Source organism: Nocardia arthritidis, from assembly GCF_011801145.1.
GTDB lineage: Bacteria > Actinomycetota > Actinomycetes > Mycobacteriales > Mycobacteriaceae > Nocardia > Nocardia arthritidis_A.
The window spans coordinates 8173972-8197761 of record NZ_CP046172.1; the positions used below are offsets into that span (position 1 = coordinate 8173972).

24 protein-coding genes are annotated in these 23790 nt (G+C 68.9%); 13 read left to right on the forward strand and 11 right to left on the reverse strand.

Features of this window, described 5'->3' with window-relative positions; translation table 11 throughout:
- Positions 1-15 precede the first annotated feature (15 nt).
- From F5544_RS36880 to mtnC, 10 genes are all read left to right on the forward strand, one after another.
- Complete coding sequence (locus F5544_RS36880; RefSeq protein ID WP_167477443.1) at positions 16-789, forward strand: alpha/beta fold hydrolase; 774 nt, start codon at positions 16-18, stop codon at positions 787-789.
- Positions 790-793: 4 nt separating this feature from the next.
- On the forward strand, positions 794-1090 hold the full coding sequence (locus F5544_RS36885) for an MGMT family protein (protein ID WP_167477444.1): 297 nt from the start codon (positions 794-796) through the stop codon (positions 1088-1090).
- Between the two features lie 48 nt (positions 1091-1138).
- Complete coding sequence (locus F5544_RS36890) at positions 1139-1888, forward strand: VOC family protein (protein ID WP_167477445.1); 750 nt, start codon at positions 1139-1141, stop codon at positions 1886-1888.
- A gap of 69 nt (positions 1889-1957) precedes the next feature.
- Positions 1958-3727 (forward strand): NTP transferase domain-containing protein, encoded by a 1770-nt coding sequence (locus tag F5544_RS36895; protein ID WP_167477446.1) that lies wholly within the window; start codon positions 1958-1960, stop codon positions 3725-3727.
- 60 nt (positions 3728-3787) lie between these two features.
- Positions 3788-4546, forward strand: coding sequence for a class I SAM-dependent methyltransferase (locus F5544_RS36900; protein WP_167477447.1), 759 nt, complete (start codon positions 3788-3790; stop codon positions 4544-4546).
- A gap of 119 nt (positions 4547-4665) precedes the next feature.
- On the forward strand, positions 4666-4860 hold the full coding sequence (locus F5544_RS36905; protein WP_167477448.1) for a hypothetical protein: 195 nt from the start codon (positions 4666-4668) through the stop codon (positions 4858-4860).
- Positions 4861-5090: 230 nt separating this feature from the next.
- Positions 5091-5447 (forward strand): DUF1330 domain-containing protein, encoded by a 357-nt coding sequence (locus F5544_RS36910; protein WP_167477449.1) that lies wholly within the window; start codon positions 5091-5093, stop codon positions 5445-5447.
- Between the two features lie 97 nt (positions 5448-5544).
- The gene (mtnA, locus tag F5544_RS36915; RefSeq protein WP_167477450.1) at positions 5545-7191 is read left to right on the forward strand and encodes an S-methyl-5-thioribose-1-phosphate isomerase; all 1647 of its coding nucleotides are present in this window, start codon (positions 5545-5547) and stop codon (positions 7189-7191) included.
- Positions 7188-7763 carry a 1,2-dihydroxy-3-keto-5-methylthiopentene dioxygenase gene (locus F5544_RS36920; protein WP_167477451.1) on the forward strand — a complete coding sequence of 192 codons (576 nt, stop codon included), beginning with the start codon at positions 7188-7190 and terminating at the stop codon, positions 7761-7763. Before mtnA ends, F5544_RS36920 begins: the two co-directional genes overlap by 4 nt.
- Positions 7760-8449 carry an acireductone synthase gene (gene mtnC / locus F5544_RS36925; protein ID WP_167477452.1) on the forward strand — a complete coding sequence of 230 codons (690 nt, stop codon included), beginning with the start codon at positions 7760-7762 and terminating at the stop codon, positions 8447-8449. The genes F5544_RS36920 and mtnC overlap by 4 nt, the downstream gene beginning before the upstream one ends.
- Here the strand turns inward: mtnC and F5544_RS36930 are convergent.
- Positions 8446-8880 carry a YdeI/OmpD-associated family protein gene (locus F5544_RS36930; RefSeq protein WP_167477453.1) on the reverse strand — a complete coding sequence of 145 codons (435 nt, stop codon included), beginning with the start codon at positions 8878-8880 and terminating at the stop codon, positions 8446-8448. The genes mtnC and F5544_RS36930 overlap by 4 nt on opposite strands.
- A 42-nt stretch (positions 8881-8922) precedes the next feature.
- Complete coding sequence (locus F5544_RS36935) at positions 8923-9369, reverse strand: cupin domain-containing protein (protein WP_167477454.1); 447 nt, start codon at positions 9367-9369, stop codon at positions 8923-8925.
- A gap of 162 nt (positions 9370-9531) precedes the next feature.
- Here F5544_RS36935 and F5544_RS36940 point away from each other — a divergent pair, with 162 nt between their 5' ends.
- Positions 9532-9828, forward strand: a complete 297-nt coding sequence (locus tag F5544_RS36940) for a hypothetical protein (protein WP_167477455.1) — start codon at positions 9532-9534, stop codon at positions 9826-9828.
- Positions 9829-9869: 41 nt separating this feature from the next.
- Here F5544_RS36940 and F5544_RS36945 read toward each other — a convergent pair whose 3' ends face one another.
- From F5544_RS36945 to F5544_RS36970, 6 genes are all read right to left on the reverse strand, one after another.
- Positions 9870-10208 carry a TfoX/Sxy family protein gene (locus F5544_RS36945; RefSeq protein WP_167477456.1) on the reverse strand — a complete coding sequence of 113 codons (339 nt, stop codon included), beginning with the start codon at positions 10206-10208 and terminating at the stop codon, positions 9870-9872.
- A 31-nt stretch (positions 10209-10239) separates the two neighbouring features.
- Positions 10240-11214, reverse strand: coding sequence for an alpha/beta hydrolase (locus F5544_RS36950; protein WP_167479728.1), 975 nt, complete (start codon positions 11212-11214; stop codon positions 10240-10242).
- 22 nt (positions 11215-11236) lie between these two features.
- The gene (locus tag F5544_RS36955) at positions 11237-11935 is read right to left on the reverse strand and encodes a DUF6875 domain-containing protein (RefSeq protein ID WP_167477457.1); all 699 of its coding nucleotides are present in this window, start codon (positions 11933-11935) and stop codon (positions 11237-11239) included.
- Entirely contained in the window at positions 11929-15882 is a 3954-nt protein-coding gene (locus tag F5544_RS36960; RefSeq protein WP_238846856.1) for an amino acid adenylation domain-containing protein, read from the reverse strand. The genes F5544_RS36955 and F5544_RS36960 overlap by 7 nt, the downstream gene beginning before the upstream one ends.
- An 83-nt stretch (positions 15883-15965) precedes the next feature.
- Positions 15966-16661 carry an SDR family oxidoreductase gene (locus F5544_RS36965; protein ID WP_167477458.1) on the reverse strand — a complete coding sequence of 232 codons (696 nt, stop codon included), beginning with the start codon at positions 16659-16661 and terminating at the stop codon, positions 15966-15968.
- Between the two features lie 38 nt (positions 16662-16699).
- On the reverse strand, positions 16700-18166 hold the full coding sequence (locus F5544_RS36970; RefSeq protein WP_203217436.1) for a DHA2 family efflux MFS transporter permease subunit: 1467 nt from the start codon (positions 18164-18166) through the stop codon (positions 16700-16702).
- 89 nt (positions 18167-18255) lie between these two features.
- On the opposite strand from F5544_RS36970, the gene F5544_RS36975 reads away from it, so the two are divergent.
- Entirely contained in the window at positions 18256-18918 is a 663-nt protein-coding gene (locus tag F5544_RS36975; protein WP_167477459.1) for a TetR/AcrR family transcriptional regulator, read from the forward strand.
- A gap of 7 nt (positions 18919-18925) precedes the next feature.
- Here F5544_RS36975 and F5544_RS36980 read toward each other — a convergent pair whose 3' ends face one another.
- Positions 18926-20509 carry a glycoside hydrolase family 13 protein gene (locus tag F5544_RS36980; RefSeq protein ID WP_167477460.1) on the reverse strand — a complete coding sequence of 528 codons (1584 nt, stop codon included), beginning with the start codon at positions 20507-20509 and terminating at the stop codon, positions 18926-18928.
- A 61-nt stretch (positions 20510-20570) separates the two neighbouring features.
- Here F5544_RS36980 and F5544_RS36985 point away from each other — a divergent pair, with 61 nt between their 5' ends.
- Entirely contained in the window at positions 20571-21785 is a 1215-nt protein-coding gene (locus F5544_RS36985; RefSeq protein WP_167477461.1) for an ROK family protein, read from the forward strand.
- A gap of 26 nt (positions 21786-21811) precedes the next feature.
- Here the strand turns inward: F5544_RS36985 and F5544_RS36990 are convergent, their stop codons facing one another.
- Entirely contained in the window at positions 21812-22552 is a 741-nt protein-coding gene (locus F5544_RS36990) for a sirohydrochlorin chelatase (protein WP_428847091.1), read from the reverse strand.
- Positions 22549-23787 (reverse strand): uroporphyrinogen-III synthase, encoded by a 1239-nt coding sequence (locus tag F5544_RS36995; protein ID WP_167477463.1) that lies wholly within the window; start codon positions 23785-23787, stop codon positions 22549-22551. Before F5544_RS36995 ends, F5544_RS36990 begins: the two co-directional genes overlap by 4 nt.
- Between the last annotated feature and the right edge of the window lie 3 nt (positions 23788-23790).

Sequence of the window (23790 nt, forward strand, 5' to 3'; positions counted from 1 at the left end):
CGGCAAAATGGCCCGGTGTCATCGCTGAACATTCACCGCTTCGGTCCGGCCGGAGCACCCCAGGTCCTCGCCCTGCACGGAGTGACCGGGCACGGCAAACGCTGGGAGCAGGTCGCCGAGCGGCTGCCCGGAGTCCGCGTCATCGCACCCGATCTGCGCGGGCACGGTCGCTCGACACCGCTGCCGCCATGGGATTTCGAAACGATCGTCGCGGACCTGGTCGAGCTGTTCGCCGCGGAGATCGATGCGCCGGTGGTCGTCGTCGGCCACTCGTTCGGCGGTGCGGTGGCATTGCATCTGCTCCAGCGTTATTCGGAGTTGGTGCGGCGGCTGGTGCTGCTCGATCCGGCGATCGGGCTGGATCCGGCCTGGCTCAACGAGATAGCGCTGGCCTCGGTCGCCTCCCCCGACTACACCGATGTGGCGGAGGCCAGGATGGACAAGCAGGCACGCGCCTGGGGCGATGTCGATCCGGACATATTGGAGGCCGAGCTCACCGAACATCTGATCCCCACCGCGAACGGTCGGGTCGGCTGGCGGATCAACAATGCGGCGATCACCGCGTACTGGGGTCAGCTGGCCCGCGAATTCGTGCTTCCGCCAGCCGAATTGCCGACAGTGCTGGTGCAGGCGATGAAGGTGCGCCCGCCGTTCGTCACCCCGGAATTCCGGGCCGCGCTCACCGCCCGGTTGGGCGACAATCTGACGGTGCACGAATGGGATTGTGATCACATGGTCGCGCAGGCCCGCCCGGACGAGGTCGCGGCGCTGATCCGCGCGGTGCTCTGACGTCATGGCCACCACCGATGCCGAGGTCGAGCGGGTGCGCGAACTCGTCGCATCGATTCCGCGCGGTCGGGTCGTCACCTATGGGGATATCGCGGCGGCCGCCGGACTGTCGACGCCGCGGACGGTCGGCTGGATCATGCGCACCGACTCCGCGGATCTGCCGTGGCACCGGGTGCTCGGCGCGAGTGGAAAACCCGCGCGTCACCTGGCCGAACGGCAGCTGCGCCGACTCGCCGAGGAGGGCGTGCCGATCCGTGACGGCCGAGTGGACTTGCGCGCCGTGCGTTTTCCGTTCCACTGATCCGACGAATTCGTAACAGACCAGCACAACCGCGGTTACGGTTGAGTCATGTCCACCCGCCTGGCGTGCGTCGTCTTCGATGCGGACCGCCCGCGGTTCGTCGCGGACTTCTGGTCCGAGCTGCTCGGCTGGTCCGTAACGGTGGACCGGGCGGATCAGGTGGACGTGGCCGCGCCCGATCCGGACGGCCTCGATCTGGCCCTCACCTTCCTGCCGACGCGGCGAACCAAGAACGGCAAGAACCGCATCCACCTCGATCTGGCCAGCCGGTCGATAGACCATCAGCGGGTGCAGGTGGATCGGGCGCTCGCATTGGGCGCCCGGCGCGTCGATATCGGACAGGGATCGGTGCCGTGGGTGGTGCTCGCCGATCCGGAGGGCAACGAATTCTGTGTGCTGGAACCGCGCGAGGAATACGTGGACACCGGCGCGGTGGCGGCCATCGTGGTGGATACCCGCGATCCGGTGCGGCTTGCCGAATTCTGGTCCACCGCATCGGGTTGGCCGATGACGCACGGCGGCGCGCAGGCGGCCGGGCTGCGCTCGGCCACCGGGCTCGGCTCCTGGCTGGAGTTCGTGCGCACGCCCGACGAGAAGTGTGAACGTAACCGGCTACACCTGGATCTCGCCGCGTTCCCGGCCGACGATCCGACCGCTGAACTGCTGCGATTGTGTGCGGCTGGCGCCACTCAGGCGGTGCCGGTGCACAATGGCGCCGCGCCGGGCCTCGCGCTCACCGATCCGGAAACCAACGAGTTCTGCCTCCTGCGACCAGCTCCCGATCGTTCGACCGTCTGACGGACCGGCCCCGGCCATGGGGACGGCCGGGCATAGCATTTCGGCCATGCACAACCCAGGTCGTGGCCGGTGACGGCCGCCGATGCCATCGTGCTCGCCGGTGGGCGCGCCAGCCGGATGGGCGGGGTGGACAAACCCGCGATCGTTATCGGCGGGCGGTCCATGCTAGACGCGGCGCTGCGTGCCGTCGCGGGCTGCGAGCACACGGTCGTTGTCGGCCCGCACCGGCCGGAATTGGATCCGGCGATCCGGCAGGTGCGGGAGGTGCCGCCCGGATCGGGTCCGGTGGCCGCGCTGGGCGCCGGGGTGCGCGCGCTCGGCGATACGGCCGCGCCGCTGCTGGTGGTGCTGGCCGCCGATCTGCCGTTCCTGACGGAATCGACGGTGGCCGAACTGATCCGGCACACGGTGGAGTCCGGTGCGGCCGCGGTGTTCGCCGAGGACGAGTCGGGCCGCCCACAGTACCTGGTCGGGGTTTGGCGCCGCTCGGCGCTGAAAAAGGCGCTGGAGCAATTGGATTCGCTGACCAATCAGCCGATGAAGGCGCTGGTGCCCGCGGATACGGTGCTGGTGCCGGTCCCCGGAATCGCCGATTGCGATACCGAGGAGGCGGTGCGGCAGGCCAGGACGTTGGCGGGCGATCCGGTCACCGTCGCCGATCCGACTACCGTTGGGCGGCCCGCGCTTTCGCTCGACGAGGCGCGAAATCTGCTGCGCACCGGAATCTCTCACCTGGTGGCCTATCGGGCGGAGCTGCGTTCGGTGCGCGGCGCCGCGCTGGCCGAACCGCTGCGTGCCGCCGGACCTCTTCCGCGCTTCGATGTTTCGGCCATGGACGGATATGCCGTCGCCGGGGACGGGCCGTGGCGGCTGCGCCGCGATATCGGTTTCGCGGGCGGGCAGCGGCCGGTGGGACTGCTACCCGGCGAGGCGGTGCGGATCGCGACCGGCGCCCATGTGCCGGACGGGACCACCGCCGTGCTGCGCGACGAATTCGTCCGCATCGAGGCCGAGACGCTGCATCGGCTGCCGGGCACCCCGGTCCGCGACGATATCCGCCGCAGGGGCGAGGACCGCAATCCCGGCGATCTCGTTGCGCCGGAGGGCACCTCGGTCGGCGACGCGCTGATCTCGGCGGCGGCCAGCGTAGAGGTCACCGAGGCCGGTGTGCGCGGCCCGGTGCGGGCGCGTGTCGTCATGACCGGCGACGAGATCCGCGGCGACGGCCCGCTGCACACCGGGCAGACCCGCGACTCGATCGGGCCGATTCTGCCGGATCTGTTGTCCTGGTATGGCATTCGGACTGTCGATCGCACCCACCTGCGGGACACTCCGAACGGCTTCGACGAAGTGCTCGGCGCGACAACGGATTGCGATCTGCTGATCGTCGTCGGCGCGACCGGCGGCGGAGCGGCGGACCAGCTGCGCGAGGCGGTCGCCCGAGCGCAGGCGCGAATTCTGGTGCACCGCCTGCGCTTACGGCCGGGTGGCTCGACCTTGGTCGCCGAGCTCGGCTCCGGAACGGTGGTGCTCGGGCTGCCGGGCAACCCGTTCGCGGCGATAGCCACCCTGACGGCGCTCGCGCCATCGGTGGTGGACGGGCTGACCGGCAGGCGCCCGGGCCGTGCGCAGACCGGCCCGCTGCACAATGCGGGCGCCATCGCCGGGCCGGTGCCCCGCATCGTGCCCGCCAGGATCGCGCCACAGGGCGGCTGGCTCGGCGACCCGAGTATCCGCACCGCCCACCTCGGCGGGCTCATCGATCGCGACGGGCTCGTCGTGGTGCCCGCCGGCGCACGCGACGGCGATCCGGTCGAATTCCTGCCGCTGCGGCCGTAATTCACGACCGGCCGGGAAATTCCGTTGCGCGACGGGAATTGTCGGACAATAATCCGCGACATGTCCCGAGAATTCGAAGAATTGGTCGCCGAGGCCGCGGCCGCCCCGGTGGACGGCTGGGATTTCGGCTGGCTCGACGGCCGGGCCAATGAACAACGGCCGTCCTGGGGATATCAACGGCTGATGAGCGCACGGCTCGCGAAAGTCGATGCGGCGCTGGATATCCAGACCGGCGGCGGCGAGGTACTCGCCGGGGCCGGTGAATTCCCGCGTCTGATGGCGGCCACCGAATCCTGGCCGCCGAATATCGCGAAGGCCACCCAATTGCTGCATCCGCTCGGAGTGGTGGTCGTCGCGAATTCCGCGGAACCGCCACTTCCATTCGGCGACAATGCGTTCGATCTGGTGGTCAGCAGGCATCCGGTGCGGCCGTGGTGGACGGAAATCGCCAGGGTATTGCGGCCGTCCGGCGCCTACCTGGCCCAACATGTGGGCCCGGCCAGCGTTTTCGAACTGGTCGAGTATTTCACCGGCCCACAGCCGCCGGAAGTCCGGCGCAGCCGCCACCCCGACGACGAGCGCGCCGCCGCGGAGGCCGCCGGACTGGAAATAGTCGAGTTGCGGCCGGAGCGGCTCCGGGTCGAGTTCTTCGATATCGGCGCGGTGGTGTACTTCCTGCGCAAGGTGCCGTGGATGGTGCCGGACTTCGATGTCGATCGATATGCCGATACCTTGCGCAAGATGCATTCGGAAATCACGGCCAACGGATCTTTTCTCGCCCATTCCAGCCGATTCTTGATCGAGGCCCGTAAACCCTGACGACACGCCGCACCGGCCCCGTCATGCCACATTTTCACTTTTCCCTTCCACGATTGATGCGGGGTAGCTATTGTGATGATCTAGGCGAAAACCTAATCCCCGGAAAGGACCGTGTGGAGATGACTGAAAAGTCGAAGAAAACGCCTAAGAAAATGCCCAAGCAGATGCAGCGCCAGCAGCAGCAACAGCAGCAGCGCCAGGACCAGCAGGGCATGAACCGTGCCGGCTCGAATGCCGACAGCCAGCGGGACAGCCAGCGGGACAGCCGGATGGGCAACAACCCGAACCAGGCGCAGCGCCCCGGCCAGCACTGATCGAAGTCTCATAACGCGCCGCCGGTCCTACCGACAGGACCGGCGGCGCTGCTGTGTCAATGATGCTGCGGCGCCGCACCTTCCACGCGCCCTGCGCCGAACCCTTGCGGAGCCGTACCAGCGGGCCTTGACTGGATACATGCGTGGACGGATCCGCCATTACCCCGGAGGTAATTGCCCGGCCTCGGCACCCGACCTATGTTCGGCTAACCCGAACAAAGGAGTGCCGCATGACCGCCTACGGATTCGCCCATCTGCGCAGCCGACGCCCGCATCCGGACATCATCGAGTATCTGGAACGCATCCAGGCGACCCTCGACCCGTTCGCGGGCGAATTCGTCATCCACGGCACACCCGTCGAGGTGGTGGAGGGCGATTGGCCCGGATCGATGGTGTTGATCGGCTTTCCGACCATGGAGCAGGCGCGGGCCTGGTATCGCTCACCCGAGTACCGGGCCATCCTGCGGCTGCGCACCGACCACATCGACGGCGACCTGCTGCTGATCGACGGTGTCGGACCGGACTACGACCCGGCCCGGCGGGCCGCCCAGCTGCGCACCGAACCCGGATATCGCGCGGCCGACTGAGTGCGGCGGATGGGCCGTCTAGGCGGATTTCGGCCGCCGACCGGCGTCGGATACCGTTCACCAGGCGGTATGCGGTTCGCGACGAAGGATGCACCTGATGGACGACAGTTCTCTGACCTGGGACGACGGTGTGCTGGTCACCATCGACCAGCGCGGACTGCCACATGAGGTGCGCGAGCTGCGCCTCGGCACCGTCGACGAGATCATCGACGCCATCCGGGCGCTGGCCATCCGCGGCGCGCCCGCCATCGGCATCGCGGGCGCGTTCGGCGTCGTCATCGCCACCCGCGCGCACACCGCGGCGGGCGTTGTCGACGTGCCGCGGGTCCGGGCCGAGGCCGAGCGCATCGCCGACGCCCGCCCCACCGCGGTGAACCTGGCCTGGGCGGTGCGCCGCGTCGTCGAGCGGGTGGCCGAGGGCGCCGAGGCGGTGCTCGCCGAGACACTGGCCATGGTCGCCGAGGACAGCCGGGTGAACCGGGCCGCCGCGACCCACGCCGCCGATCTGGTGCTGCGGCTGTGCCCGGACCGGCCGCTGCGCGTGCTCACCCACTGCAATACCGGCCGCCTGGCCACCAGCGCTTTCGGCACCGCCATCGGCGCGCTGCGGGTGCTCGCCGAGCGCGGCGCCATCGAGGACGTGCTGGTCGACGAGACCCGCCCGCTGCTGCAGGGCGCGCGGCTCACCGCATGGGAGCTGGCCGAGGCCGGAATTCCGCACCGGCTCACCATCGATTCCGCGGCGGCATGGGCGATGGCCACCGGACAGGTCGACTGCGTGATCGTCGGCGCGGACCGCATCACCGCCAACGGCGACGTCGCCAACAAGATCGGCACATACGCGCTGGCCCTTGCCGCGCGGCACCACGGAATTCCGTTCATCGTCGTCGCGCCCGAATCCACAAGGGACACAACGATGGCGACCGGCGCGGATATCGTGGTGGAGCAGCGGGCCGCCGCGGAGGTCACCGGATTCGGCGGTGTCGCAACGGCTCCCGCGAACACCAGGGTTTTCAATCCGGCGTTCGACGTGACGCCCGGCGAGCTGGTGACGGCCGTCGTCACCGAGCACGGCATCGTCTACTCGAACGAGGACGCGCCGGGCGACGAGATCGCCGGCATTGCCCGCGAAATGTATGCGCGCGGCTGGATGCCGGGCACCGCGGGCAATATCTCGGTGCGGTCCGGCGACCATGCGGTGATCACGGGCAGCGGGCTGTCCAAGGGCGAGCTGACCGCCGCCGATATGGTCACCGTGCACGTCGGCGACTCCACCCCGGTCGGGTCGCAGCGTCGTAAACCCTCGGCGGAGACCACGATTCACACCGCGGTGTACCGGACCAGGCCCGCCGCGGCCGTCGTGCACATCCATCCGCCCTATGCCACAACGCTTTTCACGCTGAACGGCGCGCCGGACGCGCCGACCACCTTGCGCGTCACCGATTTCGAGCTGATCAAGGGGCTCGGCGCACAGGATCCGGCGCTGATCGATATCCCGATCTTCCCGAACTGGCCCGACGTCGCGCGCATCGGCGCCGACATCGAGCGCTACCTGACCGAAAACCCCACCGCGCCACCGGTTCTCGGAATCGCCGGACACGGCATCACCGCGTGGGGGGACAATCTGTCACAGGCACGCGACCGCGCGGAATGCCTGGAGGCGCTGTGCGAGCTGGTCGCCCGCACCGGTCGCCGCCACGCGTTCGCGACGCGCAACGAGATTCTCGAGATTGGACTGACATGACCCTGCTGCAGGTGATGGCCGCCGACAATGCGGCCGAGGTGCGGGTACGGACCACCGACGACGCGGTGATCGGCGCCGAATTGGCAAAGTACGGCGTCACTTACGGCCACTGGCCGGTGCTGGACGACGCCGCGGCGATCGCCTCCGACGAGCTGCTGGCCCGCTACCGCGACGAGGTCGGCGAGCTCAACGCCGATGGCCGCTACAAGCATATCGATATCGCGCGCATCCACCCGGACGACGGCAATCCGGAGTGGCCGCAGATCGCCAAGGGCGCGCGGGAGAAATTCCTGAACGAGCACCGGCACGCCGAGGACGAGGTGCGGTTCTTCGCCGCCGGACGCGGCTGCTTCTACCTGCACCTGGGCGAGGAGGTGCTGGCCACCGTGTGCGAGGCGGGCGATCTGCTCTCGGTGCCCGCGGGCACGCTGCACTGGTTCGATATGGGTACCAGGCCCGATTTCATCGCCATCCGGTTCTTCGAGGAGGAGGACGGCTGGATCGGTGATTTCAGCGGGGACCGGATCAGCGAAAGCTTCCCCACCCTCGACGAATTGCTGATCGCCCCGTGACCGCCGCGGTCGTCGTCGATATCGAGGGCACCACCAGCCCGACCAGTTCGGTGCGGGAGGACCTGTACGGCTATACCCGGCAGCGACTTCCGCGCTGGCTGGCCGAAAACCGCAGGGGCGCGGCGGTTTCCGTGGTCGAGGGCACGCGCGAGCTGGCCGGGCGGCCCGCGGCGGACGAGGCCGAGGTGGCCGAGATCCTGCGCGGCTGGCTGGATTCCGATGTGAAGGCCGAACCGTTGAAGGCCGCACAGGGCATCATCTGCGCCGAGGGCTTCCGCAACGGTGCGCTGCACGGCGAATTCTTCCCCGACGCACCGCCCGCGCTGCGCGCCTGGCATGCCGCGGGCCTGCGACTGTACGTGTACTCGTCGGGATCCGAACGCAACCAGCGCGATTGGTTCGGCTTCGCCCGCGGCGGTGAACTCGCCTCACTCATCAGCGGCTACTTCGACCTGTCGACGGCGGGCCCGAAACGCGAGCCCGCCTCGTACGAGAAGATCGCGGGCGCCATCGGCACCGCACCCGCGGACATCCTGTTCCTCTCCGATCACCCGGACGAACTCGACGCCGCCACCACCGCGGGCTGGTCCGCCATCGGCGTCCACCGCCCGGGCGAACCGAATCCCCCACGCCCACCGCACCGTTGGATCGCCTCGTTCGCCGAAATCGATCTGCCCGGAACCTAACTCAACTCGGAAACCGTCCGCTCGATCCGCCGCGCCCTGGTCTCCGGTCGCTTGGCGGAATCGATCGAGTCGACCGCTTCCCGCTGTTTACTGAAGGACAGTTCGTCGAAGACCTTCCGCAGCCCCGCCGCCGTCAACGCGGCGGCCAGATCCTCCGGCACCTCCACGGTCCGCGCCGCCTGGTCCCGCACCACCGTAACCGTCACGGTATCCCCGGATGCCTTCCCGAGCTCGGCCCGAATCGCCTTCAACACTCCTAGGCACGGCCCCGCCCCCATCGACACGATCGATCCCCTGTACTCGATCCCATCGAATGTCGCGATTACCGGGATCCGGCCACCGCCGCCGAGCCCGGCGACGACCTCGGCGGGCACCGCGATGAACGCCCCGCCACCGGGGGCGTCCTCGATTACACCGTCGAATCGGAGCATGACCGAACGATACGCCGACCGGCACCGGACCTGCGGAAATCGCTAACCCGCCGCGCAAACCGGCGCGGGGGCGTCCTCGAACAGGGGTTTTCCGATCGGGGGCGCGTAGACGACGTCCAGGATGAGTGGGTCGGGGCCGAGGTTGCGGCCGATGTGGACGTTCCAGGCGCCCTCGGGTTCGTAGATGAAGTCGCCCGGGCGGTAGACGACCGGTACGCAGTCGGGGCCGGGGTGGGTCAGCGTGCCGGCGCGCACGAAGCCGAATACCGGACCGTAGTGGTAGTGCCAGCCGGTGGAACCGCCGGGCCCGATGGTGATCTCCCGGACGACGTAGTCGGTGCCCGCGACGAAAGGCAGTATGTTCGCCGGGATTTCGGCCTGGCCGAGGGTGACCGGATTGACATCGACGCCGGGTGTCGCACCGGCCTGTGCCATCCAGACCAGCGTGCTGCAGGCCGCGACCGCCGCCGCGCGCGGTAAGAGTTTCATCGCCGCAGGGTAACCGTGATCACAACGCGACGAAACCGCTGTTCCGTCCAGCGGACCCGCGGGTGCCGGTGATTCTGGGGTCGGCCGGGCCGGTCTGATCTAATTGAACAACCGTCCGGTTTCTTTGATTCGGGGCGGTTTGTTCACGGGAAGGATTTGGATATGAGGAAGTCTGTCGCCATCGTGCTCGGCGGCGCGGCCGTCACACTGGCCGCCGCGCTCGGCTCGGGTACCGCCGCCGCGGATCCCGTCACCGACGCGGTGGGCCCGGCGCTCAACATCGCCCCGGCCCAGACCCCGGAGCTCGACAAGCGCCGCACCGACTTCACCGGCGTCGGCGCGCTGATCGGCGCAGGCACCGGATCCGCGATGGCGGGCCCGGTCGGCGCCGCCGTCGGCGCCGCGGGCGGTGCGGCCGCCGGCTACGGCGTCGCGCTGGGCACCGAACAGCCGCGCTGAGGTAGCGCGTCCTGAGTAGCCGCGGCCACAAATGGCCGCGGCTACTTCTTTTTCGGCGGCAGGGTCCTGGCGTAGTCGACACCGCGATCGACCCACTCGCGCAGCGCCTCCTCGGTGCCGACCGCCTCGGCGTCGACGCGCAACCAGCCGTTCATCGTGCGGCCGCCCATGACCGCCGTCTCGACATGAACGCGGGCGGTGAGCTCGTCGCTCTCCTCGGGATCGACCCGGACCAGCAAGCCGCCCTCGCGGTTGGCTGCCACCGCCATATTGCCGCCGACCAGGAAGGACAGCCCACCGAACATCTTCTTCTCGGTCAGATCGGGTTCGGGCTCGATGAGCTCCCTGATCCGATCGGCCAGCTCTGTGTCGTATGCCACGTCCGCATTGTCCACCCGGGTACCGACATGCTCACACCCCGAGTGCGGCGGCGAACATCGGCCACGACTGGTGCACGTCGTCCTGCCAGTAGGACCAGGCGTGCGTGCCCGCCGGGCGCAGATTCACCGCCGCCGGGATGCCGAGCGCGGCGAGCTGGTCGAGCAGCGGACGGGTGCAGGCGGCCACCACCGTCTCCATCGCCCCGCCGACCATCACCCGGTCCAGCAGCCGCCCCGGATTGCCATCGATACCGGGATCGGTGAGCGTCTCGTGCGGGCCCGGCGCACCGTTCCCGGCCGAAATATAAAGGGCCACACCGCGTAACCGATCGGCATGCAGGGTCGGATCATGTTCGGCCCACGCCGGATTGGTCGGATCGCCCCACATATTCCCCGCATCGGCGCCGAAGGTGGCCAGCTGCGTGTACACCAGGGCGCGCGCCAGCGGATCGGTGGTGCGCGCGCAGCCGCTGTACGCCCCGACAGCTCGGTAGAGTCCGGGCGCCCCGATCGCCAGATCGAGTGCGGAGGTGGCCGACATCGACAGTCCCGCAACGGCATTGCGTCCGGTCATCTGGAAACGGGCATCCAGCAGCGGCGGCAGCTCCCGGCTGAGGAAGGTGGCCCACCGGTTGCGGCCGAGCACCGGATCGTCGCGCAGCCAATCGGTGTAGAAACTGGCCCGCCCGCCCATCGGCACGATCACGTTGACCGGTTTGTCGGCGAAGAAGTTCACGACATCGGTGCGGGTGGTCCACGGACCGCCGTCCTCGCCGCCGTCCACCGCGTTCAACAGGTACAGCGCGGGCGCCGACCCGTCGGGATGCGAAACCCACAGCGTGATCGGACGATTCATCGCGGCCGAATACACCACCACCTCGAATTGTCTGCCGCCCAACGGCCGTACGTCGAGTATGCGTGAATCCCCTTGATCGGCCGAGGCTCCGGTGACCGGAAGACAAACCAGGCAGACGATCAGGACCAAGCAGCGCAGCAGCCTGCGTATTCTCACGATTCCCTCCGGGTGGTCATCGGGCGTGTTCTCCTGGCGCGTGTACCCGCAAATCGGTGATCGCATCGGCCGCCGGTCCGTCGACCCGCATTCGTTCGGCGATGGTGCGACGCAGGTTACGCGGCAGCTCGGGCGCGATACTGGACAGGTACGCGTACAGCCATTCGCTGCGGCCGACGAGGAACGGGAAGTCGGTGTTCATCATCTTCCGGATCACCAGCATCGGCACCGGCGCGTCCAAGGGGTGAAAGTCCTTGTTCCACAGGCCGGGAACGGCACAGCCCGGATAGAACTGGCCGAGCATCAGCCCTTGTTCGACGACGCCGGACTTGCGCGCGGCATGCACCGAATCGACGAGGTGCAGCCGGGTGAGGCCGGGAAACAGCGTGAGCGAGCAGAGCCGCGGATCCGGATCGGCCGCGCGCATGGCGCGGTAGATCTCGATGGCGTCGTCCACCGCATCGGTCATCCGAGGCACCGTCAGCTCATCCCCGCCCGGCACCACGGCGGCCCACAGCGTATGCCGCTTGATCGATTGGCGCACAAAGGGACACACCGGACCGTCCCGGCCGAGGTCGGGGTGCGGGCGGGTCAGATAGCCGTCGATCCACGCGGTGAGTCCGGCGACCTCCGGATGCCCGTGATCCCATATATCGCGCCATTCGAGCCCGGTGCGGGTGCCGACGCTCGGAAACATGTTGCGAGAGTTCACCATCCGCTCCTCACCGGCGCGGCCGAACGCGCGAGGTGCGCGGCCAGGATCGGTCCGATGACGGCGACCACGTCGGAGTTGGTGAGCTGTGCATGGGTCGCGTCCACGCGGTGCTCGATCAGTTCGCCGGTGACATACGGCCGCCAGATCCTGACATCGAGCAGTTCGGTCATGCCGCGCGTCGCGCAGAAGTAGAGCAGATCGCCGTCGAAGACGCCGGGCCGGTAACCGTGGGAGAGGCCGACACCGTCGACGTAGCCGCGGTGCAGCCGCGCCAGCTGATCCGCGGTCAGGCCGGTGCCGAAAGACGCTCCGGCGGCGGCTAATTCGGCCGCCGCCTCGGCGGCGGTGAGATCGGGCAGCGCATCGGCGTCGACGGGCTCGTCACCGAGCAGATGGGTGAGCAGATCGCGCATGCGCGGTGCGGGCGGCGGTTCCGCGCCATCGGGGATCACGACGCTGTCCAGCATCGCCAGCAGCGCGACCGCCGCGCCCATGGCACGCAGTCGGACCGCGACGGCGTGTGCGATCTGTCCGCCCAGCGACCAGCCGAGCAGGTGGTACGGCCCGTCGGGTTGCACCCGAATCATTTCCCGCACATAGGCATCCGCGAGATCGTCGATGGTGGTGACGGCGGGCACCGGACCGGTCAGCGCGGGCGCCTGCAGGCCGTACACGGGCCGGTCGGTGATGTACCTGGCCAGCCCGGCGTAACACCAGGCGAGCGGGACGGCGGAGTGCACGCAGAACAGCGGCGGCTGAAATCCACTGCGCCGCAGGGGCAGAAGTATGCCGAGCGCGTCGTCGGCGGCATCCACGCCGTCGTAGGTGGCGATCCGGTCGGCGAGCGCCCGCACGGTCGGCGCGGTGTAGATCCAGCGCACGGTGACCGGGACGCCGGACGCCGCGGCCAACTCCGCCGAAACCGCGACGCCGAGCAGCGAATTGCCACCGAGCTCGAAGAAGTCGTCGTCGAGGCCCGCCCGCTGCTCGGTCGCCCGCGCGAAATGATCGGCCACCAGCCGCTCCAGCGCCGATCCGGGCTCCCGGTAGACGCGGGCCCGCACCACGGGTGCGGGCAAGGCGGCGCGGTCGAGTTTTCCGTTGGGCGACAACGGCAATCGATCCAGCTCGACCAGCGCGGCGGGCACCGATGCCGCGGGCAGCACATCCCGCACCCGGCGCAGCGTTTCCGCCGGTTCGAACGAAAACCCCTCGGCTGCGACGACATAGCCGATGAGTCTGGCCTCGGGACGACCCGCGTCGGCGACCGTGACCGCCGCCGCCGCGATCTCCGGACCTGCCGTCAACGCCGCCTCCACCTCGGCGAGTTCGATCCGCCGCCCGCGCACCGCGACCTGCGCGTCGGCGCGGCCGAGGAAGTCGAATTCGCCGTCGGCGCGGGTGGCCACGAGATCGCCGGTGCGGTAAAGGCGTTCGCCGGTGCCCGCCGGATCGGCGACGAATCGGACCGCGGTGAGCGCCGGGGCGCGATGGTAGCCCCGCGCGACACCGGGCCCACCGATATAGAGCTCACCGCGGCCACCGAGCGGCGTCGGCCGCAGGCGCGGGTCGAGCAGCATGGTGCGCACGCCGGGCAGGGCCGGGCCGATGGTCACCGGGCCGTCCGGCGTCATCGCGCCGGTTTGCGTTGCCATGATGGTGGTTTCGGTCGGACCGTAGCCATTGCACAGCCGCACGTGCGGGGCCCACCGCCGGACCAGCTCGGCGGGGCAGGCCTCGCCGCCGACCACGACGAGTTCCAACCCCGGCACCTCGTCCGGGGCGAGCGTCGCGAGCACGGCGGGTGTGGTGAGGAAGTGGGTGATCGCGTAATCCCGGATCAGCCCGGACAATTCGCTGCCGGCGACAATCCTCGGCGGTTCCACCACCAACCGCGCACCGGCCGCGAACGCACCGAGCAATTCGAGCAGGTGCGCATCGAACGACGGCGAATGGGCATGTAGCACAACCGAATCCGGATGCAACCGATAGTGCTCGACCAGATGATCGGTGAGTGCGCCGAGCCCGCGGTGGGTCACCGTGACACCCTTGGGTTTCCCGGTGGTTCCCGAGGTGTAGATCAGGTACGCCGGATGGTCGGCGCGCAATGGGCGCAGGCGATCCCCGTCCTCGATCGGATCCCCGGAGCGATCGGGCGCGGGCCGGTCGATGGTCAACCATGCGACGCCCGAGCCGTTCGCACCACCATCCACTGTGACGGCACAGGCGACCTCGATCGGACGCAGACGCGACGACCCGTAGGGCAACTCGCCCAGTAATCCGGCGGATGTGATCCCGAGGCGGGCACCGGAATCGGTGAACACCGCGCCGAAACGCAGCGGCGGATCGGCCGGATCGATGGGTACGAAGCACGCGCCCGTCTTCGCCACCGACCACAGCGCGAGCACCGATTCCAGCGAACGCGGCACCGCGACGACGACGCACTCCCCCGGCCCGGCCCCGTGCGCGATGAGTTCCCGTGCCCACCGCGACGAGGCCCGGTCCAGTTCCCGATAGGTCATGGTGCGCGAACCATCCTGGATCGCAACGGCATTCGGCATCATGCCCGCGCGCAAAAGATCGGGCAGCAGACGGAAACTGCCGATGTGGTGCGGAGCAAGCGGATACGCGACCGGCTCATCCAATGCCCTTACCGGACAATCCGATTCGGCCGCCAGGAACCGGCCGAAGAAGTCCAGGAAGAGCCGATGCTGCCAGGCAAGGGTATCGCGGTGGTAGCGCGCCGGATTGGCCTGGAAGTCGATTCGGGCCAGCCGCTCGTCCGGGCCGAGCTGATACCCGTTGACCAGCAGATCCTCCACCGGTCCGAGCGAAAGCAGGTGCACCGCACCGTGTACCGGGCCGAGCCGCAGCGGTTCGACGAAGCCGAGCACGTTCACCACCGGCCCGAATCCGCCGCGCACCGGCTGTAGTTCACCGCGGTCGCGCTGAATGTCCTCGTACCGGTAGCGCTGATGGCGCAGCGCGCCGATGACCCGCAACCGGACCTGAGCGAGCGCCGCGCCGACCGTGCCGGTCCCGACGCCGGAAAGCCGCAGCGGCACCACATTCGAGATCGATCCGGCCGAGCGCCGCAGTGCCGCGGTCGGCCGAGCGGTGACCGGGAGGCTGAGCACGATGTCGTCGGCGCCGGTCATCCTGGCCAGGAAGCAGGCGAAGGCGGCGACCGTGAGTTCGGGGAAGGTGGCGTTATGCCTGGCCTTGGCGGCGACAAGGCGCTGCGCGGCGGTCTCGTCCAGCACCCCGCTCACCTGCAGCGGATGCGGTTGCGGCGCCGCGGGTTGGCCGGCCAGACTCACCGGATCACCAAGTCCGGCAACCTGTTCCAGCCAGTAGGCGCGGTCCGCGGCGGACCGTGCCGAACCCTGGTAGGCCTGTTCGTAGTCGAGTAGTTCCGGCACCGACAGGGCACCGCATTTCGGCTCGGGCAGCCCGCCCGCGGCCCGGTACAGCTCGCCGATCCGCCGCAGCACCGCCGCCGCGCCGACACCGTCGAGCACGATGTGGTGGCTGCGCAGATACAGCAGATGATGGTCGGGCCCGATCCGGTACACCGTCGCGACGGTGAGCGCGTCGGCCAGCGGATCGAGCGGCGCGCCGTAGTCGTCGGCCATATAGGCGAGCGCCGCGGCGATCGGATCCGGCCCGTCCGGCTCGACGAATCGGACCGGCAGTTCGGCGGCGGTGTCCACATACTGGCGCGGCTGTCCGTCCACCACCCGGAACCGCACATGCGGCGATTGCAGTTCGCGCGCCGCGCGCCGCGCACACCGCCTGGTCAGCTCGATATCGACGCGACCACGCATCTCCAGATACATGGCCACGGTCAGCGGCACCGTCGGAAACAGTTGCTGCGCAACCCACCACCGTAGCTGAGCCGTCGACAGTGGATGCAGCGTCACGCCGCCGTCGGCTGCCGTCAACACACCTCCCAGGCCTGCTGGATACCCCCGGCTAAAACTACGGCATCCCTGGCCTACCTGGCGTTATTCCGGAGTGCGCGTCGGGATCAACCGCCGAGACCGACGGGCCTGATCACCATCGTATTCACATCGACACCCTCTGGTTGGGCGATTGCCCAGGAGACCGCGTCGGCGATATTCTCCGGCCGCAGCGCCAACGGCGGCGCGCCCTGGGGCCGCTGGTCGAAGAACGGCGTGTCCACCGGGCCCGGCGCGATCAGCGTGACACCGATACCGTCACCGGTCACCAACTGCCTGGTGTTCTCGGCCAGCGCGGTCACCGCCCATTTGGTCACCGAATACATATTGCCCGGCGAATTCCGGAATCCCGCAACGCTTCCCAGCAATACGATCCGTCCGCGACTGTCCCGCAGCGCGGGTAGCGCGGCCTTGACCAGCAGCGCGGGCCCGAGCACATTCGTCAGCACCATCTCGCGCAGCCGGTCCGGGTCCGCGTCGGCGATGGTGTCGTGACTGGAGAATCCGGCGCTCGCGATCACGCAGTCGAGCCGCCCGAATCGGCGCACCGTCTCCTGCACCGCCGCGGCCATCGCCGGATAATCGGTGGCATCGCCGGTGATCGCCAATACTTCGTCGGGCGCGTCGAGCCCGGCGGTGAACCGGGCCAGCCGGTCCGCATCGCGTCCGACAACCGCCACCCGATGCCCGGCCGCCAGCAGCTTTCGAGTGGTCTGCGCACCGATGCCGCTCGACCCGCCGGTGATCAGCGCAACCCGATCCATTTCTCTCCTAATTATAGTTAGAACCCTAATATTGAACCCTAGTCCGGCGCGACGATCCCCGCCAGCGTTGCGCCCGAATCCGGGCGTGCGGCTCGCCGCTCCAACACCGCCATGACGATGGTCGGCAGGGTGGCCAGGACGGCGGCGGCGAGTACCCAGGCGAAGGTGACACCGAAGGCAGCGGCCTGATCGGCAGGTTGAATTCCTTTGTCGCGCAGGCTTTTATCGAGAATGATGACGAATACGGCGGTGCCGATCGAGCCGCCGAGCCGCTGCATGATGTTGAGTTGCGGTGTGGCATCGCTGATTTTCTCCGGACGCAGGGTACCCAGCGCGACCGTCATCGCGGGCATCACGGCCAATCCGATTCCGGCGCCGCGCACCACCATGGCGGCGGCGAGCACCCAGTAGGGCATATCGGCGGTGATCAGCATGAACGGTAGCGTGGCGATGATGCCGATTACGCTGCCCAGCACGCAGATTCGGCTACCGATCCGGTCGAAGACGCGGCTCGACACCGCCATCGCCACCGCGGCGCCGATGCCCTGCGGCGCGAGCATCATGCCGGTATGCGCGGCATCCTGATGACGGACGAGCTGAAAATACAAGGGCAGCAACACCATCGCACCGAAGGTGGCCGCGCCGAAAATAAAGGTGGCGATCGAGGCGGAGCTGAACAGCGCATCCCGATAGAGCCGGACATCGAGCACCGGATGCGCCACCCGCAGCGAGCGCAGCACGAATGCCGCGAGCGCGACTATTCCGACGGCCCCCGTAATAAGCACCCGCGGTGCCGAGATCCCCAGCGAACCGGCCTCGGCCAGTGCGTAAGTCAGGCAGGCCATGCCGAGCGAGGCCAGCGCCAGCCCGAAAACATCGAGCGGACCGGCCGATTCGGCGCGTTCGTCGGCGGGCAGCAACCGCAGGGCCAGTAGCAGCCCGACCAGGCCCAGCGGCACGTTGATCAGGAAGATCCACTGCCAGCCGACGTTCTCCAGCAGCAGACCGCCGATCGTCGGACCGACGACGGGGGTCAGCACCATCGGAATCCCAACGGCCGCCATAACTCTCGCCAATCCGCGTTGACCGGCGGCGGTCACCAGGATCATCTGGCCGGCGGGAACCATGACACCGCCGCCGATCCCCTGGAACACCCGGGCGGCGATCAGCTCGCCGACACCGCCGGACAACCCACAGGCGACCGAGGCGATGACGAACACCAAAAGGGAAACCAGATAGAGCCGTTTGGCGCCGATCCGCCGCACGGCCCAACCGGTGACCGGCAGGACCGCGGCCTGGGCGAGCAGGTAGACGGTGACCACCCATTGGATGGCGTCGAGCGAACTGTCCAGCGTGCCGGACAGCGACTTCAGCGCGACATTGACGACGGTGGCATCGAGGAAGGCGAGGATCGCGCCGATCAGCACGACCACGACGGCCTTGCGTGCCCGCGGTGTGAGCCCCGGCCGTTCGGAGGCGTCTTCGGAGAGGTTCGAGATTGTCACCTCGGAAGTGTCATCCCGTCGGAATATTGTGTCAACCCACGAGATGATTAAACCAACTCGCCGGTCAGTAGGTGCGGTATCATCGCCGCATGACGTCCGAATCCGGTACCAAGCAGGGACCGCGCCGCTCCCCCAACGCCGAGGAGCGCAAACGCGACGCCGAACGCTCCAGGCAGGCGCTGCTGAGCGCGGCGTTGGACGAGTTCTCCGAGAAGGGATTCGACCGCGCGCGCATTCAGGACATCGCGGACCGGGCCGGCCTGAACAAACAGCTCATCGGCTACTACTTCGGCGGAAAAGAGGGTCTGTACCGGGAGATTCAGCGTGGTTGGCGCGAGAGCGAGGCCGATTTCGCCGATCCGGCGCTACCGCTCGAAGAGGTGGTCGACCGATACCTGCGCGCCGGGCTCGCCGACCCGCGCGCGGCCCGGCTCACCGCATGGCGCGGCCTGACCGCCGCCGACGCCGAATCCGATCTCGCCGAGGAGGCCCGGTCCGACCTGGCGAACCTGCACAGGGCCAAGGAGCGCGGCGAGATCGCGGCGGAACTCGACCCGGCATTCATCCGAATAGTGCTGACGGCCATCGTGATGGCGCCCGCGGTACTGCCCGGCACCATCCTCGGAATGACCGGAATACGGCCGGGCACACCGGAATTCGAGGACTACTACCGCACCCAGTTGCGCGGGCTCATGCGCCGGATCGCCGACGGTTCGGTCGATTTTCGACCGGGCGGCGAGCCCGTGGAGTAGGACGGGATCAGCCCACGGCCCACCATGCGGCACTATTGGCGGCGAGTTCTGCTGTGCCGCCGTGAATTTCGAGTTCCTCGGCGCTGGAGAGCAGGAGTTCGCCTGGCACCGGCACGGTCACCGGCTCGTCGGTGAAGTTCACCGTGCAGCGAAAGGACGGTCCACGGTCGAAGGCCAGCACGCCGTCCGGCCCGGGCCGCCAAGTAAAATCACTGTGGGACAACAACTCTCGACGTAGCGCAAGGGCACTGCGGTACAGCTCCAGCATGGAACCCGGCGTGCCGGATTGCGCCTCGGCGGTGCACGCGACCCAGTGATCCGGCTGCGGCAGCCAGGGCGCGGCGCCCTGCGGGCCGAACCCGAACGGCGGTTCGGCGCCCGACCACGGGATCGGCACTCGGCAGCCGTCCCGGCCCCGCTCGGTGCGGCCGGATCGCTCCCAGATCGGGTCGGCCAGCACCTCCTCGGGCAGATCGGTCACCTCGGCGAGTCCGAGTTCCTCACCCTGGTAGAGGTATGCCGATCCGGGTAGGGCCAAGGTGAGCAATGCTGCGGCGCGCGCCCGGCGAGTGCCCAATTCGCCTCCGCCGTACCGGGTTACATGCCGGACGACATCGTGATTGGACAGCACCCAGGTACTCGTCGCACCCGCACCGGATACCGCATCGATCGAGGCGTCGATCACCGAACGAAATTCCGCCGCATCCCATTCGGTGTGCAAATAGTGAAAGTTGAAGGCCTGGTGTAGTTCGTCCGGGCGCAGATAGTTCGCCGACCGCGCGGCATTCGGTGCGAACAGTTCGGCGGTCGCGATCCGTTCCCCCGGATAGGAATCCAGGATCTTGCGCCACCGCCGATGAATCTCGTGCACACCGTCTTGATCCAGGTAGGGCAGCTCCGCGACGCCCATCAACCGCCACTGCCCGCCGTGCCCGACATCGGGCAGCCCGGCCGCCTTCACCATCGCGTGCGCGACATCGATGCGGAATCCGTCGACGCCGCGGTCCAGCCAGAACCGCAGGATCTCGTCGAATTCGGTGAGTACATCGGCGTTGTCCCAGTTGAGATCCGGCTGCCCCGAGTCGAAAAGGTGCAGATACCACTGGCCGTCGGGCACCCTGGTCCAGGCCGGGCCGCCGAAGCAGGATTCCCAGTCGTTGGGCGGCAGTTCGCCGCGCCCGTCGCGGAACACATAGCGTTCGCGCGCGAGCGAACCGGGCCCGGCGGCCAGCGCCTCGACGAACCAAATATGCTGCGCCGAGGTGTGATTGGGCACCAGGTCGATCAGGACCCGCAGCCCGAGCAGATGCGCGTCGGCGATCAGCGCGGAGAGGTCGTCCAGCCCGCCGAAGAGCGGATCGACGGCGCGATGGTCGGCGACGTCGTAGCCGCCGTCGGCCATCGGCGAAACGTAGAACGGTGTGAGCCATACCGCGTCGACACCGAGGGCGGCCAAATACGGCAGCCGGGTGCGGATTCCACTGAGGTCGCCGATGCCGTCACCGTCGCCGTCGGCGAAGCTGCGCACATAGATCTGGTAGATCGTCGCGTGCCGCCACCAGCGCAACCCCGGACCCGAGTTCTCGATCATGAATGTCCCTCTGGGATAAAGCCGTAGTTTGTTCAGTTACTGCACAAAGTAAGATACGGATATGCCCCGCACCGCACAAGAACCGGCGAAGAACGGCATCGGCGAGCTGCTCCTCGCGCTACACACGTTGGGCGGCAGCGCAACTCGGGCCGAGCTGACCGAACGGCTCGGTTGCGGCCGCAGCGTGACGGGTTATCTGCTGCGTGAATTGGATCAGCTCGGCATGATCGGCGTCGATCGCGAACACCAACGGTCCGAGGGCGGGCGTCCCTCCCACCGGATCCGGATCGCCGACACCGGACCGGTGGTGCTCGCGATACAGCTGCACGCCGCCACGATCAGCGCGGCCAGGGTCGCGCTCGGCGGCCGGATCCTCGAACGCGTCGACCGAGACCTGCCGAGCCGCGACGTCGCCGATGTGGTGCGCGAATTATGCTGTCTGGTAGGCGAATTGGTACCGGATGAGCGGCCGCTGCTGGGTCTCGGCATCGCCGTGCCCGGCCCGGTCCGGCTGCCGGACGGGCAGGTTCGGGCCGCGACGCACCTCGGCTGGCCGCGCTCGGTGCCGCTGGCGCGGCTGGTGCGCGCCGAATTACCGCCGCATCTCACGGATCTGCCGATCGAGGTCGGCAACGACGCGAACCTCGCCGCCTGGGCCGAACACCGCCACGGCGCCGGACGGGCCGCCGCCCAACTGCTGTACCTGACGACCACCCGGGTCGGCCTCGGTGGCGCGCTGGTGAGCGGGGGCCAATTATTCAGCGGCGCACACGGATACGCGATCGAACCGGGGCACATCACCGTCGATCCGGCCGGTGCGCGCTGCCGCTGCGGATCCACCGGCTGCCTCGAGGTCGAGGCAGACCAGCGCGCCCTCCTGCGCGCCGCCGGGGCACCGGATCTCCCGGACGGCGAAATCCCCGGCGCCGCAGCGGAAGTGGTCGCCGCCGCCCGCGCCGGTGACGCACGCGCCCGCACCGCCGTTCAACGACTCAACACCCACCTCGGCAGCGGACTGGCCAGCTTGGCCAACATCATCGACACCGACCGCATAGTGCTCGGCGGAACCCTCGCCGCACTCTACGAACTGGACCCGGCCACCGTCCGCGACCAACTCGCCGCCCGCGCCTTCCTCGTCGACATCGACGAAATCACCATCGCCACCGAACAATTGCCCGACAGCGCCCTCCTCGGCGCCGCCGAACTCGCCTGGCACCCCCTACTCACCGACCCCAGACGCACCCTCAGCACCGCCCACCACCCCCAACAGGCTTGATTCGCCCCAGTGGAATCCAGAACTGGTCAGCGGTTGGGAACTGGCACCAGGTCTCGGGTGGCGGTGTGGTAGCGGGTGGCGATGAGGCGGATTACGGCGGGGTGTACGCCGATGGGGTCGGCGACGCCGTCGGCGCCGGCGTCGTGCAGGCGTTGCTGGAATAGGCCGTGGGACAACAGGTATGAGGCGATGAAGACTCGGTTGTGGCCTGAATTGCGCAGTCCGGCTACGACATCCGGTACGTGCGGGGCGCCGGTGGCGATGTAGCCGACGGTGACGGGGGTGCGCAGGCGGTCGGCGAGCAGGTCCGCCGCGCTGCGAACGTCTTGGCGGGCACGGCGATCCGAGGAACCGGCGGCGGCGAACACCACCGCGTCGCCCGGCCGCCAGCCCTCGGCGTGCAGCCGCATGGCCATGACGCGGGCCAGTGCCGGATCGGGTCCGATGGCCGGGGTGACCGCGACCATCGGGTGACCGCTGTCCGCGACCTCGCGCGGCACATCCTGGTAGACGTGGTACCCGGATGCGAGGAACGCCGGAACCACTACGGCGGGAACGGATTTCCGATCCAGATCGCGCAGCACCTCCGACGGCGACGGCCCGAGCACGTCGACGAACGCGGTGCGCACCCACGGACCGCGAAACTCGGTGCCGGGCCCCGAAATCCCGGCACCGAGCTCCCGCGAAACCGCCTCGGCGAGCGTGCCGATGAGCTCGACCCCCTTGGTGCTCCTGGTGCCGTGCGCGACGAGTACCAGCGCGCTCACCACGTCCCCACCGCCTGTACGTAGCGCGGTGCGCGCACCGGGGTGCCGACGCCGGGCCCGGACGGCTGTGGGCTCTCGCACTCCTCCGCGGCCTCGATGGCCAGCCGATAGCCCCGTTTCACCACTGTCTGAATCGCTTTCGGGGTGCCGAGCCCGCTGCGCAGCCTGGCGATCGCCGTCTCGACGGCATGGGTGTCGTCACCGCCGCCGGGCAGCGCGGCCAGCAGCTGTTCGCGGGAGACCACCCGGCCCGGCTGCCGCACCAGCGCGCGCATCAGCGCCATCGGCGCCGGCGCGAGCTGACGCACCGCACCGTCGACGACGACGCACGCACCGCGCACGCTGATGACGTGCCCGCCCGCCTGGATCCGGTTGGCCCGCCTCGGCAGTTCCTCGGCCACATGCCTGGCCAGTGCCCCGAGCCTGGCCCGGGCCGGCTGCGAGGTCGCGACGCCCAGTTCCTCCAGCGGCGCGGCGGTGATCGGCCCGACACAGGCCGCGAGCACCCGCCCGCGAAACGCGTGCAGCAGCCCATCCAGCAGCCCGGTTTCCTTGGCGCGCATCAGCATCGATGCCACGGCGGGCGCACTCGTGAAGGTGACGCAGTCGAGGCCGCCGGTGACGACCGCCTCGATGAGATGGTCCATCGGCCCCGAATCCACCGGTGGCGTCCAGCGATACACCGGCACCGGCACGACATCCGCTCCGGCGCAGCGCAATACCTCGCAGAAGTCCGGCACCGGCTCCCATTCCGTTGTGGCGCCGTGCAATTGGACCGCGATCCGCACACCCTCGACCCCCGCGGCGAGCAGGTGATCCAGCACCTCCGCCGACGATTCCGAGGCGGGCGACCATTCCTCGCGCAGGTCGGCGGCGCGGATCGCACCGGTCGCCTTGGGCCCGCGCGCCAGCAACCGTCCGGCGGCGAGGGTGTCGTGCAGCTGTTCGGCCAGCCCCCAGCCCTCGGCGGCCTCCATCCAGCCGCGGAAGCCGATGCCGGTGGTGGCGACGGTGATCTGCGGCGGGGCTTCGATGAGCCGCCTGGTCACCCGCTCCAGCTCGGTGTCGTCGGCCAGCGGGATTATTCGAATAGCCGGGGCCGCAACGACATTCGCCCCGCGCCTGGTGAGCAGCGTGGCGAACTCATCGGCCCGGCGGGCGGCGGTGACGCCGACGGTGAATCCGGCGAGACAGGGACCGATCCCCGTCGGCTCGCCGCGCGATCCGGTGTCCATGGA